15 protein-coding genes are annotated in these 15,836 nt (G+C 74.2%); 9 read left to right on the plus strand and 6 right to left on the minus strand.

From position 1 onward, the window contains the following. Nucleotides 1-160: 160 nt before the first annotated feature. Nucleotides 161-844, plus strand: coding sequence for a glycerophosphodiester phosphodiesterase family protein (locus OOK31_RS25660; protein WP_267089706.1), 684 nt, complete (start codon nt 161-163; stop codon nt 842-844). A 31-nt stretch (nt 845-875) separates the two neighbouring features. Here the strand turns inward: OOK31_RS25660 and OOK31_RS25665 are convergent, their stop codons facing one another. After that, complete coding sequence (locus OOK31_RS25665; RefSeq protein WP_267089707.1) at nt 876-1,415, minus strand: GNAT family N-acetyltransferase; 540 nt, start codon at nt 1,413-1,415, stop codon at nt 876-878. 142 nt (nt 1,416-1,557) lie between these two features. Between OOK31_RS25665 and OOK31_RS25670 the strand changes: the two genes are divergently transcribed. The 4 genes from OOK31_RS25670 (at nt 1,558) to OOK31_RS25685 (ending at nt 4,561) form a co-directional block, all read left to right on the plus strand. Continuing rightward, the gene (locus OOK31_RS25670; protein ID WP_267089708.1) at nt 1,558-2,145 is read left to right on the plus strand and encodes a DUF5134 domain-containing protein; all 588 of its coding nucleotides are present in this window, start codon (nt 1,558-1,560) and stop codon (nt 2,143-2,145) included. Nucleotides 2,146-2,236: 91 nt separating this feature from the next. Then, a complete protein-coding gene (locus tag OOK31_RS25675) occupies nt 2,237-3,175 on the plus strand; it encodes a M56 family metallopeptidase (protein WP_267089709.1) in 939 nt (312 codons plus the stop codon). A gap of 59 nt (nt 3,176-3,234) precedes the next feature. After that, nucleotides 3,235-3,900, plus strand: coding sequence for a phosphatase PAP2 family protein (locus OOK31_RS25680; protein WP_267089710.1), 666 nt, complete (start codon nt 3,235-3,237; stop codon nt 3,898-3,900). A 37-nt stretch (nt 3,901-3,937) separates the two neighbouring features. Then, nucleotides 3,938-4,561 (plus strand): TetR/AcrR family transcriptional regulator, encoded by a 624-nt coding sequence (locus OOK31_RS25685; RefSeq protein ID WP_267089711.1) that lies wholly within the window; start codon nt 3,938-3,940, stop codon nt 4,559-4,561. 3 nt (nt 4,562-4,564) lie between these two features. On the opposite strand, the gene OOK31_RS25690 is transcribed toward OOK31_RS25685, so the two are convergent. Next, the gene (locus OOK31_RS25690) at nt 4,565-6,052 is read right to left on the minus strand and encodes an LVIVD repeat-containing protein (RefSeq protein ID WP_267089712.1); all 1,488 of its coding nucleotides are present in this window, start codon (nt 6,050-6,052) and stop codon (nt 4,565-4,567) included. 76 nt (nt 6,053-6,128) lie between these two features. On the opposite strand from OOK31_RS25690, the gene OOK31_RS25695 reads away from it, so the two are divergent. Beyond that, nucleotides 6,129-6,785, plus strand: coding sequence for a DUF305 domain-containing protein (locus OOK31_RS25695; protein WP_267089713.1), 657 nt, complete (start codon nt 6,129-6,131; stop codon nt 6,783-6,785). Between the two features lie 51 nt (nt 6,786-6,836). Further along, nucleotides 6,837-8,207, plus strand: a complete 1,371-nt coding sequence (locus OOK31_RS25700) for an FAD-dependent oxidoreductase (RefSeq protein ID WP_267089714.1) — start codon at nt 6,837-6,839, stop codon at nt 8,205-8,207. Nucleotides 8,208-8,247: 40 nt separating this feature from the next. Here the strand turns inward: OOK31_RS25700 and OOK31_RS25705 are convergent, their stop codons facing one another. From OOK31_RS25705 to OOK31_RS25720, 4 genes are all read right to left on the minus strand, one after another. Beyond that, nucleotides 8,248-8,799, minus strand: a complete 552-nt coding sequence (locus OOK31_RS25705) for a hypothetical protein (RefSeq protein ID WP_267089715.1) — start codon at nt 8,797-8,799, stop codon at nt 8,248-8,250. Nucleotides 8,800-8,886: 87 nt separating this feature from the next. Further along, nucleotides 8,887-12,060 carry an amidohydrolase family protein gene (locus OOK31_RS25710; protein ID WP_267089716.1) on the minus strand — a complete coding sequence of 1,058 codons (3,174 nt, stop codon included), beginning with the start codon at nt 12,058-12,060 and terminating at the stop codon, nt 8,887-8,889. Between the two features lie 87 nt (nt 12,061-12,147). Then, nucleotides 12,148-12,510, minus strand: a complete 363-nt coding sequence (locus OOK31_RS25715) for a helix-turn-helix transcriptional regulator (protein WP_267089717.1) — start codon at nt 12,508-12,510, stop codon at nt 12,148-12,150. 123 nt (nt 12,511-12,633) lie between these two features. Then, a complete protein-coding gene (locus OOK31_RS25720; protein ID WP_267089718.1) occupies nt 12,634-13,734 on the minus strand; it encodes an NADH:flavin oxidoreductase/NADH oxidase in 1,101 nt (366 codons plus the stop codon). A gap of 217 nt (nt 13,735-13,951) precedes the next feature. Between OOK31_RS25720 and OOK31_RS25725 the strand changes: the two genes are divergently transcribed. Together OOK31_RS25725 and OOK31_RS25730 are read left to right on the plus strand one after the other, a co-directional pair. Beyond that, entirely contained in the window at nt 13,952-15,040 is a 1,089-nt protein-coding gene (locus OOK31_RS25725; protein ID WP_267089719.1) for a sialidase family protein, read from the plus strand. A gap of 41 nt (nt 15,041-15,081) precedes the next feature. After that, entirely contained in the window at nt 15,082-15,768 is a 687-nt protein-coding gene (locus OOK31_RS25730) for a uracil-DNA glycosylase (RefSeq protein ID WP_267089720.1), read from the plus strand. Nucleotides 15,769-15,836: the final 68 nt, after the last annotated feature.

Raw genomic sequence — 15,836 nt, forward strand, 5'->3', positions numbered from 1 at the left:
GGACGTACATCCCTGGCGGGAAGCGGCCGGGCGGCCGTCGCGGGCCGCTGCACGACAGGTCCCCCCGCATCCCCGGCGCACTAGCATGCGACCTCACCGCGCGCGGCCGGTCGGGACACCGCGACCGCGCGGAGCCGCCGTCGACGGAAGCGAGAGAACCTTGACTTTCCTCACCATCGGTCACCGCGGGGTCATGGGTGTCGAACCTGAGAACACCCTGCGGTCGTTCGTCCGCGCGGAACGCGCCGGGATGGACGTCGTCGCACTGGACGTCCGCCTCAGCAAGGACGGCGCCCTCGCCGTCCTGCACGACGCCGAGGTGGACCGCACCACCGACGGCGCGGGCGCCGTCGCCGACCTGACCCTCGCCGAGCTGCGCCAACTGGACGCCGGCCAGGGCGAACGCGTGCCGGTCCTGGAGGAGGTGCTGGAGGCGGTCCGCACCCCGCTCCAGGTGTCCGTCCAGGAACGGCCCGCCGCCGAGGCCCTCGCGGAACTGATCGCACGCCTCGACCTGCTCTCCCGGGTGGAGGTGGCTTCCCGCGACGGCGCCGTCCTCACCGCGGCGGCCCGGCGCGCGCCCGGGGTGCGGACCTCCCTGCGGGTGCCCCGGCACGGCGAGGACATCGTCGAACGGGGACTGGCCGCCGGGGCCCGGACCCTCGCCCTGGACCTGCGGCGGATCACCCTGGAGACGGTGGAGTCGGCGCACGCGGCCGGGCTGCGCGTGACGGGCTGGACGGTCAGCACCCTGGACCAGCTGCGCCTGGCGCGGGCCCTGCAACTGGACGGCGCGGCCACGGGTTTCCCCGAGATCCGCAGCACGGGCCGCTTCACGGCCTGAACCGCGCGGCCCGCCCTGGCGGCCGCCCGCGTCAGAGCGCCTTGACGAGCAGCTCGAAGGCCAGGTCCTCGCGCAGCGGCACGCCGAAGCGCTCGTCCCCGTACGGGAAGGGGCTCAGCTCGCCGGTGCGCCGGTAGCCGCGGCGCACGTAGTAGGCGATGAGCTCCTCCCGTACGTTCACCACCGTCATCCGCATCTCCGTGGCGCCCCAGGTCTCGCGGGCGCGGCGCTCGGCCTCGGCCAGGATCTCCTTGCCGAGGCCGCCGCCCTGGAGCCCGGGGCGGACCGCGAACATCCCGAAGTAGGCGTGGTCGCCGCGGTGTTCGAGCTGGCAGCAGGCGACGAGCTCACCGGCGCGCTCGACCACCAGGAGGGTGCTGTCCGGGGCCTTGATGATCGCGGCGACGCCCGCGGGGTCGGTGCGCTGCCCGTCCAGGAAGTCGGCCTCGGTGGTCCAGCCGGCCCGGCTGGCGTCGCCCCGGTAGGCGGACTCGACGAGCACCACCAGCTCCGGTACGTCGGCCTCCACTGCGCTGCGGAAACTCAGGGCGGCGGGCTGGGCGGTCGACATCGGGGCGCTCCGTTCGGTGTGGCGGCATATGACATGCCAGGTCTGGCAGGCAGAGCCTAACGGGGAGCGGCGTCGGGGCGGCGTGAAGAGGGCCGGAAGGGGCATCTCTTCCGGTGACGCCGACGAACCGGGAGGTTCCGCCGTGCACGGTCCCGCGACGCCCCTCTTCTCCGCCTCCGCCGTCAGCGCCTGGCTGATCGTGCTCCTCTGCGCCGTGAGCGGTACGTACTGCCTGCTGCGGGCGCGCAGAGCCGACCGGTCGGCACGCGGCCCGGCCGTGGGCGAGGCGGTGATGGGGCTGGGGACGGCGGCGATGGCCGTGCCGTCCGGGACGGGGGCCTGGGGTCCTCCGGTCCTGCTGGCCGTCTTCTGCGGGGCCGCGGTGCACGCGCTGTGGCTGCTGCGCGGTGGGGCCCACCACGCGCACCACCTGGTGGGCTCGCTGGCGATGGCGTACATGGCCTACCTGGCGCTCGCGGTGGCGGGCGGGCACGGGCACGGCGGGGCGGGGCCGTCGGCGGTGACGGGCGCGCTGCTCGTCTACTACGCGGGGTACGTGCTGCTCGGCGGGGCCCGGCTGGTCACGGCGGGCGGCGCCGTCTTGGCACCGGCCGGAACGGGTACCGCCCTCGACGGGACGGGGTCCGGGCCGTCCGGTGCCGGGGAGCTGACCCGGGCCTGCCGACTGGCCATGGGGACGGGGATGTTGGCGATGCTGCTGAGCATGTGACGGGACGGCGAAACTCCCGCCGGACGTGTCCTGCGTCACCAATGTCCCGGGACCGTACCCGTAGCCGGTGCCCGCTCATAGGCTGGCGGACATGATGGTCCCCGCCGTTCTCCTGTTGCTCGGCGCACTGACCGCAGTGCTCGCCCCCCGCCTGCTGGCCCGGGCCCAGTGGCCCGAGCGTGAGCCCGTCGTCGCGTTGTGGGTGTGGCAGTGCGTGGTGGCGGCGACGCTGCTGTGCCTGGGGCTGTCGATGCTGCTGAGCGCGGCCGCGGCCTGGCAGGCGGTGCGGGGGCGGCTGTTCGCCGTGGCCCCGCACGGGGTGGTCGACGCGTACGCGCTGGGCGCGGCGGGCGGCCGGTGGGCCACCGCCACGGCCGTCGCGCTGGCCTTCGGCGGGCTGTGGACGGGCGCGATGCTGACCCGGGAGGTGCTGCGCGCGCGGGCCCGGCGGCGGGCCCGGGGCGCCGAACTGCTGCTCCGCGCCCCGCTGTTGCCCGGCGAGGAGCCGGGGGCCTCGCGGCTGGTGGTACTGGAGGGTCCGCGCCCGGAGGCCTGGTGGCAGCCGGGCGCCGCCCCGCAGCTGGTGGTGACGACGGCGGCGCTGGGCCGCCTCAAGGGCAGTCAGCTGGACGCGGTGCTGGCGCACGAGCAGGGGCACGTGGCGGCCCGGCACGACTGGCTGCTGCACTGCTCGCGGGCGCTGTCGCGGGGCTTCCCGCAGGTCCCGGTGTTCGCGGCGTTCGAGGCGGAGATGCACCGCCTGGTCGAGCTGGCCGCCGACGACGTGGCCTCGCGCCGGTACGGCCGGCTGACGATCGCGCTGGCCCTGGTCGGCCTGAACGAGGACCGGGGCGCCTTCGGCCCGTGCCCCGCCCCGCAGACGCACGTCTCCCTGCGGGTGCGGCGGCTGCTGTCGGCCGCGCCCCGGCTGTCCGCCGGCCGCCGGCTGCGGCTGACGGCGCTGGCCACCCTGGTCCCGGCCGTTCCGCTGCTGGTCACTTTCGTCCCGGGGCTGAGCGCGTTGGCGTAGACCGCCTGGACGGCCCGGCGGGTGCGGGGCGCGCCGCGCGGGCTGCGAGGATCAAGGGCATGCGGAGCACGATGCTGTCCAGGGCCGGGCTGGGCTGCGCCCTGCTCGCCGCCGTCCTCACCGCTCTGGTGGTGGCCCGGTGGCGGCCCCTGGCCGATTACGACGAGGACCTCGCGCGGGCGCTGCACGCGCACGCCGTCTCCCACCCCGGGGTCACCCAACTGGCGCGGGTGTTCACGGACTGGGTCTGGGACCCGTGGACGATGCGTGCCCTGGCGGCCGCCGCCTGCCTGTGGCTCTGGTGGCGGGGGGACCGCCGGCGGGCGCTGTGCGTGGGGGTGGCGGTGCTGGTGACCTCGGGCGTGCAGCAGGGGGTGAAGGCCGCGGTCGGGCGGGAGCGTCCGCGGTGGCCGGATCCGGTGGACTCGGCGAACTGGGCGGCGTACCCGTCGGGGCACGCGATGACGGCGGCGGTGGTGTGCGGGCTGCTGCTGTGGCTGCTGCCGGCGGGGGCCCCGCGGGGTGCGGTGGCCGCGGCGTGGGCGGTGGCCGCCGTCTCGGTGGCCGGGGTCGGCCTCACCCGGCTCTACCTGGGCGTCCACTGGTTCTCGGACGTACTGGCGGGCTGGCTCCTGGGCGTGGCCCTCGTGGCGTCGACGGTGTCCGCGTGTGCCTGCTCTGGGCGATCCCCCGCGTCGCCCAGAGCAGACGATCCCGTGCGCTGAGTATATTGGCTCCGAGCCAGTCAACGCAGGAGTAAGCATGGTCCCGCGCAGCGCATCGGTCAATGAAGAATTGCGCAGACGTTCCAGGGAGCGGCTGCTGCAGGCGACGGTCGAGCTGGTGTCCGAGCGCGGGTACGAAGCCACGAAGCTCGGCGACATCGCCGACCGGGCGGGCGCGGCCCGCGGCCTGGTCTCGTACTACTTCCCGGGCAAGCGCCAGCTCCTCCAGTCGGCCGTCCACCGGCTGATGCACCTGACCCTGGAAGCGGCGCTGGAGCGGGAGCCCCGCAGCGAGGACGGCCGCGAGCGGCTGGCCCGGGCGATCGACGCGATCCTCGGGCTGGCCCGGGACCGCCCCCGGCTGATGCGCACGCACATGGCGGGGATCCTCCAGGCGGAGGGCTTCATCCAGTGCCCGGAGCAGCAGCGGCTCGCGTACCTGCTGCGGGACACCGTGACCCGGTACGGGTCGGCGGACGTGGACACGGACTACCCGCTGCTGCGGGCCCTGCTGATGGGGGCGGTGGTGGCGGTGCTGCTGCCGGGGGCGCCGATGCCGGCGTCGCGGCTGCGGGCCGAGTTGTTCCAGCGGTACGGGCTGGACTGGGAGCTGGGCTGCCCGCCGGACGGGGGTCCGCCCGGCGGGAGCTTCCCTGCCTGAGGGTCAGTGGTACTCGGGCTGGCTCTGTACGTTGAGACGGTCCATCCACACCCACTTGGCGCTCTCGGTGCGCCAGTCGTCGAGGCGCAGCACGTCGAGGCCCTTGACGATGTCGTTCGAGTAGATGTGCCCGTTGTAGTAGTAGGCCGACCAGGAGCCGCCGAGGCCGGGCTTGTCGGTGGTCAGCGGGCCGCGCTCGAAGTAGCCGATCTCCTTGGGGCTGCTGGAGTCGGTGAACTCCCAGACCGAGACGCCGCCCTGGTACCAGGCCTGGACCATGATGTCGCGGCCGCCGCCGACGGGGATCAGCGAGCCGTTGTGGGCCACGCAGTTCTCGGTGTCGGCCTGGTGGCGGGGGATCTTGAAGTAGCTCTTGAAGACGAGCTTGCGCGCGTCGCCGCGGCCGGTGATCTCGTAGACCCCGTCGGCGCCCCGGTTCGGTCCGGTGGCGGCGTTGCAGGTGGCGCCGCCTCCGCCGCCCAGTTCGTCGGTGAACACCACCTTGTCGGCGCGCTCGTTGAAAGTGGCCGAGTGCCAGAAGGCGAAGTTGACGTTGTCCTGGACGCGGTCGATGACGCGGGGCTGCTCGGGTTCGCTGATGTCGAAGAGGATGCCGTCGCCCATGCAGGCGCCGGCGGCCAGGTCCTTCGAGGGCAGCACGGTGATGTCGTGGCAGCCGGTGGTCTTGGACACGCCGGGGTTGGCGGGCGCGCCCGGGTTGCCGCCGTCGGGGAAGAGGACCGGGAGGCCGACGACGGCGGCTTCGGTCGGGGCCTTCTTCGGGACCTTGACGACGGAGATGCCGTCGTGCGGCGGCTTGCAGTCCGGGAAGGCCTCGTTCGGGGAGTACGAGGCCACGTAGAGGTAGATGTCCCGGCCGCCCGGCACCAGCGTGTGGGTGTGGGAGCCGCAGGCGGTCTCGACGGACTTGATGTACCTGGGGTTCTTCTTGTCCTTGATGTCGAAGATCTTGATGCCCTCCCACGAGGACTTCTCCGTGGCGGGCTGCGAGACGCTGTTGCAGGAGTCGTCGCTGCGGGAGCTGTCGGTGGAGAGGAAGAGCAGGTCGCCGGAGACGGAGATGTCGTTCTGCCCGCCGGGGCAGAGGACCCGGGTGACGACCTTGGGGGTCTTCGGGTTGCCGATGTCGTAGATCGTGAAGCCGTTGTAGTTGCCCGCGTAGGCGTACTTGCCCTGGAACGCGAGGTCGGAGTTGATGACGCCCGGGTCGGCGCTGGGGATGTTGGCCAGGGGCTTGATGTTGCGGCTGTGGACGATCTCGTCCTGGCCGGGGATCTCGCCCGGCGCGAGGTCACGGCCCTGGGGGGTTCCGGCGCTCTGCCCGGAGGCCGCTCCGGGCGAGAGGTCGCCCGGGTCGGGGGTGGCGGCCGCCGGTCCGGCGGTCGCCAGGAGCGTGGTGAGGAGCCCGGCGGCGGCCAGGGCCACCCCCAGGCCGCGGTGGCGCACTCTGACGGCGTGCAACGAGGTCACTGTGCCTCCCGTGGGGTCCCGTACGTTTCGCTCCTCGTGGGAACGGAACCTGGACCACGGCAGTATGTTCGTTTTCATGGACATGGCAAATGCCTTACTCGGCCGATTCCTGGGGGCGGCGCTGACCGCCGGACTCCTCCTCACCCTCACCGGCTGCCAGGACGGCGGGGGCGCGGACACGAAGGCGGGCGAGGGCCCGCCCGTGGTCGTCGCCCCGGGAAAACCCGGGGAGAAGGCCCGCACCCTCTCCCCCGAACAGGCCGCGAAGGAGGCGCCCGACGACAGCCCGAACGCCGCCGACCGGGCGTACGTGCGCCATATGACCGAACACCACCGCCAGGCCCTCACGATGAGCGCGCTCGCCCCCGACCGGGCCGCGGCGGACCCCGTCAGACGGCTCGCCGAACGGATCGCGGCCGCGCAGGGACCCGAGATCGGGGCCATGGAGAAATGGCTCGCCCGCCACCCGGCCACCGCCCCCGGCCCGGACGCCCACGAGCACGCCGCGATGCCCGGCATGGCGACGGAGCAGCAGCTCAAGGAGCTGACGGACGCCAGGGGAGCCGATTTCGACCGGCTCTTCCTGCGGCTGATGACCGCCCACCACGAGGGCGCCCTGAAGATGGCGGGCGAGGTCCTCGCGGCGGGGAACAACGTCGCCGTCGAGGAGATGGCGACCGAGGTGGTGGCCACGCAGAGCGCCGAGATCCACCGGATGCGCGCGATGGGCTGACGGGCACGGAGGCCGGTGGCATGCTGGGAGCACCTGCGGGAGGAGCTCCGCGTGCTTCGTGTCGCCGTCGTCGGTTCGGGCCCCAGCGGGGTCTACGCCGCTCAGACACTGGTCCAGCAGCGTGAGGTGCCGGGCGTCGTGGTCGACGTACTGGACCGGCTGCCGGCCCCGTACGGCCTCGTGCGGTACGGGGTCGCCCCCGACCACGAGAAGATCAAATCGCTGACCGGAAGCCTTCGCTCGGTGCTCGAGGACGAGCGGATCCGCTTCCTCGGGAACGTGGAGGTCGGCGGCGAGGCCCTGTCCACCGCCCGGCTGCTGGAGCTGTACCACGCGGTCGTGTACTGCGTGGGGGCGGCGCGGGACCGGCCGCTCGGCATCCCCGGCGAGGAACTGGCCGGGGTGCACTCGGCGACGGCCTTCGTGTCCTGGTACAGCGGACATCCCGACGCCGGCTCCTTCGACCTGGCCGCGGTGCGCTCGGCGGTGGTCGTCGGGGCCGGCAACGTGGCGGTGGACGTCACCCGGATCCTGGCCCGCGGCGTGCCCGAGCTGGAGCCCACCGACATGCCGCAGCCGGCGCTGGGCGCGCTCGCCGCGAGCGGGCTGCGGACGGTGTCGATGGTGGCGCGGCGCGGGCCCTCCCAGGCCCGGTTCACCACCAAGGAGCTGCGCGAACTGGGCACCCTGACCGGGGTGGACGCCCGCGTCGACCCCGCCGAGCTGGCCCTCGACCCGGCCTACGCCGACCCGGCGGCGGCCGGGCTGCCCGCCGTCGCCCGGCGCAATCTGGAGGTACTGCGCGGCTGGGCCGGGGCCGCGCCGGAGCCCGGCGCCCCGCGCGAGGTCACGCTGCGGTTCTACCTGCGGCCGGTGGAGGTGCTGGGCGGGCCCGACGGCCGGGTCCGGGCGCTGCGCTGCGAGCGGACCGCCCCGGACGGCCGGGGCGGGGTCAGCGGCACCGGCACGTACGAGGACCTCGAGGCCCAGCTGGTGCTGCGTTCGGTGGGGTACCTGGGCGTACCGCTGGCCGGGCTGCCCTTCGACGCCGCCAGGGGCACCGTGCCGCACGCGGCGGGCCGGGTGGTCCGCGCGGGGCGGGCCTCGCCGGGCGAGTACGTGGCGGGCTGGATCAAGCGCGGCCCGACCGGGGTGATCGGCACCAACCGGCCCTGCGCCAAGGAGACGGTGTCCTCACTGCTCCAGGACGCGGGGGCACTGGCCCGGCGCACACCGGCCGGAGACCCGCTGGACGCGATGCGGGCGGCGGGGCTGCGGCCGGTGGAATGGCCGGGCTGGCTGGCGATCGAGGCGGCCGAGGCGGAGCTGGGGCGCTCGCTGGGACGCCGCTCGGTGAAGATCCCGGACTGGGCGGGCCTGCGCGGCGCGGCCGGTCTCGCGCAGGGGTTGCAGGAGCTGTAGGGGTTTCAGGAGCTGTAGAGGCTGTAGGGGCTCTGGGCGCTCAGCAGCCGCCGCAGTTGTAGTAGACGACGTCCCAGTGGTTGCCCTCGTCGGCGTAGATGTTGCCGGAGCCCGACTTCCACTGCGGGGCGCCGTCGCCGCGCGGGCCGATGGCCGTGAAGGTGTTCTTGACGTACGAGGTCAGGCAGGTGCCCTTCGCGAAGTCCAGCTTGTAGCCGTTCCAGTGGGAGTAGGTGCCGCCCGCGTGCCCGGTCTCGGTGCCGCCGGTGATGTTCAGGGCGCAGCCGCTGGCGCTCTTCAGGGTCTGCGCGGCCTGTGCGGTGGCGAGGTTGAGCTGCTCGAAGGAGGTACAGCTGGCGTTGTTGCGGTCGGAGCAGTTGCCCGAGGACGACCAGGTGATCCCGGACTGGCGGAACATCGAGGTCGCGGTGGCGTGGCTGATCTTCGAGACGGCCTGTACGCCGGTCGCGGCCCGGGCTTCGGCGGGACCCGCAAGGACGCCGAAGCCGGGCGCGAGGAGCGCGGCGGCGATCAGGGCGAGCGCGGTGAGCAGGGAGCGGACGATCGGACGGGTGCGCGGTGCTGCGGGCACGGGCGGTTCCTTCGGCTCGGCGACCGTACGGACACGGCGATGGTCCCGTACCCGTACGGGCCGCCAAAAGGGCGGGTCTCGGCCACCTCAGGGCGCGTACGGGGAGCCGCAGCAGCTGTCCCGGGCCAGCTGGCGGGCCACGGCACGCCACTCGTCACCCGGGTCCGTGGCCGGGGCCCGGCCGCTGAACTCGGCGACCAGTGCGGCCCGTTCGTGGACCGTGCCGGCGCGGACGGCCGCCCGGGTGCGGATCAGGTCCGCGAACTCCGTGAACGGATCCCCGTCGACGACGGTGAGGTCGGCCAGCTTCCCGGGCTCGACGGTGCCGAGGTGGTCCGCGACGCCGAAGACCCGGGCCGGGGTGCGCGTCGCGGTGGTCAGGGCCTCGGCGGGGCTCATGCCGTACCGGTGCAGGGCACGCAGGGCCAGGTGGAGGTGGAGTCCGGCGGGGGTGAGCGGCGCGTCGGTGCCCAGGGCCAGCAGCGCCCCGCCGCGCAGAGCCCGGCGGTAGACGCCGATCTCCCGTTCCAGCGCGGTGAGTTGCTCCGCGGTGGGCGGCTGCGCGGCGGCGGCCGCGACCGCGGCGACGTCCCAGGGCGGCATCAGGGCGGTCACCCGGGGGTCGGTGGCCGCTCCCGGGTCCTGCCCGAGCAGCGGCAGCGCCGTGAACGGGGTGGCGATCAGGTGGAAGCCGCCGCGGGTGTAGAGCTCCAGGGTGTCCTGGTAGGTGTGTCCCTGCGGGGTGGCGCCGTGTCCGGTCTCGGCGCGTTCGGTGGCCACCAGGTGCGTGGTGAGGTCCTGCCCCGCGTGGATGCCGGCCGCGCACAGGTGGGAGCCCGCCGGGACGCCGAGGCGTTCGTGGGCGAACCGGGCGGCCTCGGCCATCTGCGGGAACGGGGCGCGGACGTAGGTCTTGACGAAGTCCCAGTCGAGGGCGGCGGCGCGGGTCAGGGAGCGGGTGAAGCCCTCCGGGGTGCGGTGGGCGCGGCCCATGCTGTAGGCGACGCGGGAGCCGTCGAGGAGTTCGCCGCCGGCCAGCAGCCGGGGTGCGGCGAGCCGGCCCGCGAGGACGTCCTCGCGCATCCTGGCCTGCTCGTACGCCGAGCCGCCGAGGGAGACCGCCGTGGTGATCCCGTAGGCGAGGAAGGTGGCGCCCTCGCGGGCGCCGTAGGTGTTCAGGTACGGGTGGATGTGGGCGTCCCACAGGCCCGGCAGGACGGTCGCGTCGGAGGCGTCGACGGTACGGGCGGCCCGGCGGCGCACCCCGGGGCGGCGGGGTTCGACGGCGGTGATCCGGCCGCCGCTGATCAGGACGTCGACGTCGGCGCGGGGCGCGGATCCGGTGGCGTCCCAGAGCAGTCCGGCCCGGACGAGGGTGTCGACGGGGGCCGGCCTGCGGTAGTCGATGCGGACCGGGACCGTCCGGGCGGGGCCGGTGGGCGTGGCGGCGGCGTCGAGGGTGAGCAGGCGCAGCCGGGCGCCGGACTGGTAGAGCAGGGTGCGGGAGTCGGCGGACCACGAGGGGTGGTCGGCGCTCTCGTCGGTGAGGCGGCGGGCCGGGCCGTCGGGGGTGCCGTCGGCGGTGACCGGCAGCAGCCACAGCGCGGATTCGGCGACGCAGGCGAGGTGGCGGCCGTCCGGCGACCAGACGGGTCCCGAGGCGTAGCGGTCGGACAGGGAGGTGTGCGGAGCAAGGGGGTACAGGCGTGCGGCGCCGGTGGTGGTGTCGAGGATCCGGATCAGGTTGTAGCCCTCGCGGAAGCGCCGGCTGAGCCGGTTGCGGTCGCAGAGGGCGAGGTGGCGGCCGTCCGGGGACCAGCTGGGCGGGCCGGGCAGTCCGCCGCCGCCGAGGGCCGTCGCGAGGGGGGTTTCGGTGCCGGTGGCCAGGTCGCGGACGAGGACGCGGCCGGACAGGTCGAGGCAGGCCAGCCGGGTGCCGTCGGGCGAGAGGCTGCCGTAGACGCGGCCGCCGGGGGCCAGGACGCGTTCGGCGCCGCCGGTGAGCTCGCGGCGGCGGACGGTGTTCAGGCCGTCGCGGTCGTCGGTGTAGAGCAGGCCCGCGCCGTCGGGGGTCCACACGGGGCCCTGGATGTAAGTGGTGGTGGCGGCCTTGACGATGCGGTGCGGTGCGCCGCCGGTCACGGGCGCCACCCACAGCGAGTTCAGGGCGGCGAAGGCCACGCGGCGGCCGTCCGGCGAGAGGGTGGGCAGGTGGATGCCGCGGACGGGGCGGGGCCGTTCGGCGTCGAGGGCGTACTCCTTGGCCCGGTAGCGGGGCCGGCGGACGGCGAGGGTGGCGTCGAGGGGGAGTTCGCGTCCGGTGTGGTCCCGGTGGGGGCGGACGAGGCGGAACCGGCCGTCGAGGGTGATCAGCAGCTGTTCGTCGCCGGCCCAGCGCGGCGGGGCGGGCGCGAGGTCGCCGTCGAGGGCGACGGGCCTGCCGTCCACGACGAGGGTGAGGAATTCTGCCTTGCGGGGGCCGGGCAGGGCGTGGAGCCAGGCGGTGCGGCCTGCCGGGGAGAGCGCGGGGGCGAGCAGCCGGCCGTCGGGGACGGTGTGTTCGACGCGTACGGGTCCGGGGGTCTCCCCCGCCACCGAGGCGAGCGTGCGGGCGGTGAGGGTGTCGCCGGTGGCGGCGGCGCGTACGAAGAGCACCCGGGAGCCGTCGGCGGACCAGGCGGGGTCGAAGTCCTCCCATTCGCCGTCCTGTCCGGGCCCGGTCTGACCGGTGGCTCCGGTGAGGCGGCGGAGCAGGCCGTCGCGCACCCGCAGGGTCCAGATCCGGTACGGGCTGCCCGCCACCGGGTCGCCGTCGCGTTCGGAGCAGAAGGCGAGCGTGGCGCCGTCGGGCGACCAGGCGGGCGCGCGGTGGTCGAAGGGGCCGTCCGTGAGGCGGCGCAGGCCCGAACCGTCGGCGTTCATCAGCCAGATGTGGAACACGCCGTCGCGGTAGGCGCTCATGGTCACCTGGCGGCCGTCGGGCGAGAGGACCGGGCGGGTCGGTTCCAGGTCGGGCGGGGTCAGGGCGCGGGCGGCGGAGCCGTCCGGGGGCAGCTCCCAGAGGATGCCCTGCACCTCGGCGACGACCCGGTCCCCGGTGGGGGTGGTGGTGGCGGCGCCGTTGGTGGCGGCGGTGAAGCGCAGCCTGACGTGGTCGTCGGCGGGGGCCGCCGGGGCCGCCGTCGCGCGCGGGGCTCCGAGCAGCGCCCCTGCCGTACCGGCCGAAGCCGCCTGCAGTACCGTCCTGCGTGCTACCGCCATCCCGGTCCCTCGCTCCCGCGCCGTCGGGCTCACTCGCGTCACGCGAGTCAACGACGGGTTCGCGGGCCGGGCAACGGCCGGAACCGGTCAGCCGGCGGCCGGTACCTTCGCGAGGCGGGCCTCCTCGGCGGCCGCCGCGGTGAGTACGCCGTCCAGCAGGCCGGGGTAGAGGGCCTGGAGGTCGGCGCTGCGCAGGCCGCTCATCTTGGCGGTGCCCCGGTAGCACTGGCGGATGACCCCGCTCTCGCGCAGGACGCGGAAGTGGTGGGTCGTGGTCGACTTGGTGACCGGCAGGACGAAGTACGAGCAGGCCAGCTCGGTCTCCGAGGCGGCGAGCTCGCGGACGATGCTCAGCCGGATCGGGTCGGAGAGGGCGTGCAGCACGCCCTCCAGCCGGATCTCGTCGAGCTCGGGGTGGGCGAGCGTACGGGCCGTGTCACGTTCCGTCATGGTCAGCTCCGCTCGGTCGGGTTGCCCGGTCCGGCCCGCCCCGGGGCTTCCATCGTACGAGAAACGTCGTAGGACCGGGCGGGGCGGCCCCGGGGCACGGTCGCACCCGGGGCCGCTCCGCGCTCACCAGGAGCGGTGGTACTGGTCCGGCACCGGGATCTCGGCGCCCAGCTCGCGGGCGGCACGGCGGGCCCAGTAGGGGTCGCGCAGCAGTTCGCGGCCGAGGAGGACGGCGTCGGCCTCTCCGTTGGCGAGGATCTTCTCGGCCTGTTCCGGTTCGGTGATCAGTCCGACGGCGGCGACGGGCAGCGCGGTCTCGGACTTGACCCGGGCGGCGAAGGGCACCTGGTAGCCGGGGGCGAGGGGGATCCTGGCGTGCGGGGCGAGGCCGCCGGTGGAGACGTCGAGCAGGTCCACCCCGTGCTCCAGCAGCAGGGCGGCCAGGCGCACGGTCTCGTCGGCGGTCCAGCCCTCCTCGTCCAGCCAGTCGCTGGCGGAGATCCGGAAGAGCAGCGGGAGTTCCTCGGGCCACACCTCCCGTACGGCGTCGACGACCTCGACGGCGAAGCGGGTGCGGTTCTCGAAGGAGCCGCCGTAGGCGTCGGTGCGCTTGTTGCTGTACGGGGAGAGGAACTGGCCGATGAGGTAGCCGTGGGCGCCGTGGATCTCGACGACCTCGTAGCCGGCGGCGAGCGCGCGCCCGGCGGCGGCCGCGAACTGGCCGGTGATCTCGCGGATCTCCTCGGTGGTGAGCTCGTGCGGCACCGTGTGGGCCTCGGAGAACGGCAGCGGGCTGGCGGAGCTGGGCTGCCAGCCGTGGGCCTCGGGGCCGACGGGGCCGCCGCCCTTCCAGGTCTTGTCGGTGGATCCCTTTCGGCCGGCGTGGGCGATCTGGATGCCCGGGACGGCGCCCTGGGACTTGACGAAGGCGGTGATCCGGCGCAGGGCCTCGACCTGGGTGTCGTTCCAGATGCCGAGGTCGTAGGGGGTGATGCGGCCCTCCGGGGAGACGGCGGTGGCCTCCTGGATGATCAGGCCGGTGCCGCCGGTGGCGCGGGCCGCGTAGTGCGTGAAGTGCCAGTCGTGGGCGACGCCGGCGTTCGGGCCGAAGGCCTCGGCGCTGTACTGGCACATCGGCGCCATCCAGATCCGGTTCGGGATGGTCACCGAGCGGAGGGTGTAGGGCTGGAACAGGGCGGCGAACGCGGCGGGCGCAGCACTCATGAGGGTCTCCAGATGTCACCGGAACACGCACCGGGCAGGTGCTAAGTACGAGAAGAACCGTACTACGAAAACTCTCGTAGTACGAGAGTCTCCGTACAAGAGTGCGTCAGGGCGGCGCGGTCCGTGCGCGCGCGGCGTCGGCCCGCGTTGTCGGTGGGCGGGTGCACACTGGCCCAAAAGGTGATGTGAAGGACAAGGACGTCCGGAGGTGTCGGCCATGACCGACGTGCTGCTGCTCGTGGGAACGCGCAAGGGACTGTTCATCGGCAGGCGCCGGGGCGCCGGGCCCTGGGAGTTCGACGGCCCGCACTTCAACGCCCAGGCCGTCTCGGCGGTGGCCGTCGACGGACGGGGGCCGGCGCCCCGGCTGCTGGTCGGCGGGGACAGTGCGCACTGGGGGCCGTCCGTCTTCAGCTCGGACGACCTCGGGGCGACCTGGCGCGAGCCCGCCGCGCCCGCCGTGAAGTTCCCGCAGGACACCGGCGCCTCCCTGGAGCGGGTCTGGCAGCTGCACCCGGCGGGCCCCGAGGCCCCGGACGTGGTCTACGCCGGGACGGAGCCCGCCGCGCTGTTCCGATCGGCCGACCGGGGCGAGTCCTTCGAGTTGGTCCGGCCCCTGTGGGAGCACCCGACCCGCTCCGCCTGGGTGCCGGGCGGCGGTGGCGAGGGCCTGCACACGGTGATCACCGACCCGGCCGACCCGGACGCGGTGACGGTGGCCGTCTCCACCGCCGGGGTGTTCCGCACCAAGGACGGCGGGGCGAGCTGGGCCCCGTCCAACCACGGGGTCTCGGCGGTGTTCCTGCCGGACCCGGACCCCGAGTTCGGCCAGTGCGTCCACAAGATCGCCCAGGACGCCGGGAACCCGGACCGGCTGTACCTCCAGAACCACTGGGGCGTCTACCGCAGCGACGACGCCGGCGAGCGCTGGACGGACATCGGCGGCGGACTCCCCTCCGACTTCGGCTTCGCCGTGGCCGCGCACCCGCACCGGCCGGACACCGCCTACGTCTTCCCGCTCAACGCCGACTCCGACCGGGTCCCGGCGCAGCACCGCTGCCGGGTCTTCCGCACCCGGGACGCGGGCGCCGTCTGGGAGCCGCTCTCGAAGGGCCTCCCGGAAGGCGACCACTACGGCACGGTGCTGCGCGACGCCCTGTGCACGGACGACGCGGACCCGGCGGGCATCTACTTCGGCAACCGCAACGGCGAGCTGTACGCCAGCCACGACGACGGCGACAGCTGGCAGCTGCTGGCGGAGCACCTGCCGGACGTGCTGTGCGTACGGGCGGCCGTACTGCGCTGAGCGGGACCGGCTGTCGGTGTGGGCCAGTAGAGTGATCACCCATGGCAGCACGACCGTTGAACGAGATCGTCGAGCCGGGCTGGGCCCGCGCTCTGGAGCCGGTGGCGGCGCAGATCGCCGCCATGGGCGACTTCCTGCGCACCGAGATCGCGGCGGGCAGGACCTACGTCCCCGCCGGGGCGAACGTGCTGCGCGCGTTCCAGCAGCCCTTCGACGAGGTGAAGGTACTGATCGTCGGACAGGACCCGTACCCCACCCCGGGGCACGCGGTGGGCCTGTCCTTCTCCGTCGCGCCCGACGTCCAGCCGGTGCCGCCGAGCCTGGACAACATCTTCCTGGAGATGCACCGGGACATCGGCACGGGCCGGCCCGCGAACGGCGACCTCACCCCGTGGACCCGGCAGGGCGTCCTGCTGCTCAACCGCTCGCTCACGACCGCGCCCCGCCGGTCGAACGCGCACCAGGGCAAGGGCTGGGAGGCCGTCACCGACCAGGCGATCCGGGCGCTCGCCGCACGCGGCAAGCCGCTGGTCTCCATCCTCTGGGGCCGGGCCGCCCGCAACCTGCGTCCACTGCTCGGCGAACTGCCCGTGGTGGAGTCCTCCCACCCCTCCCCCAAGTCCGCCGACTACGGGTTCTTCGGCTCCCGGCCGTTCAGCCGGACCAACGACCTGCTGGCCGGACAGGGCGCACAGCCCGTCGACTGGCGCTTGCCCTCAGTCAGTTGAACCGTATATGACATTCAACGAGGGTTAACGAGGGTATTCAACGGATAAATGCGGACAGATGCCGCCCG

It is taken from the genome of Streptomyces sp. NBC_00249, from assembly GCF_026342355.1.
In the GTDB taxonomy this organism is placed as follows: Bacteria; Actinomycetota; Actinomycetes; order Streptomycetales; family Streptomycetaceae; genus Streptomyces.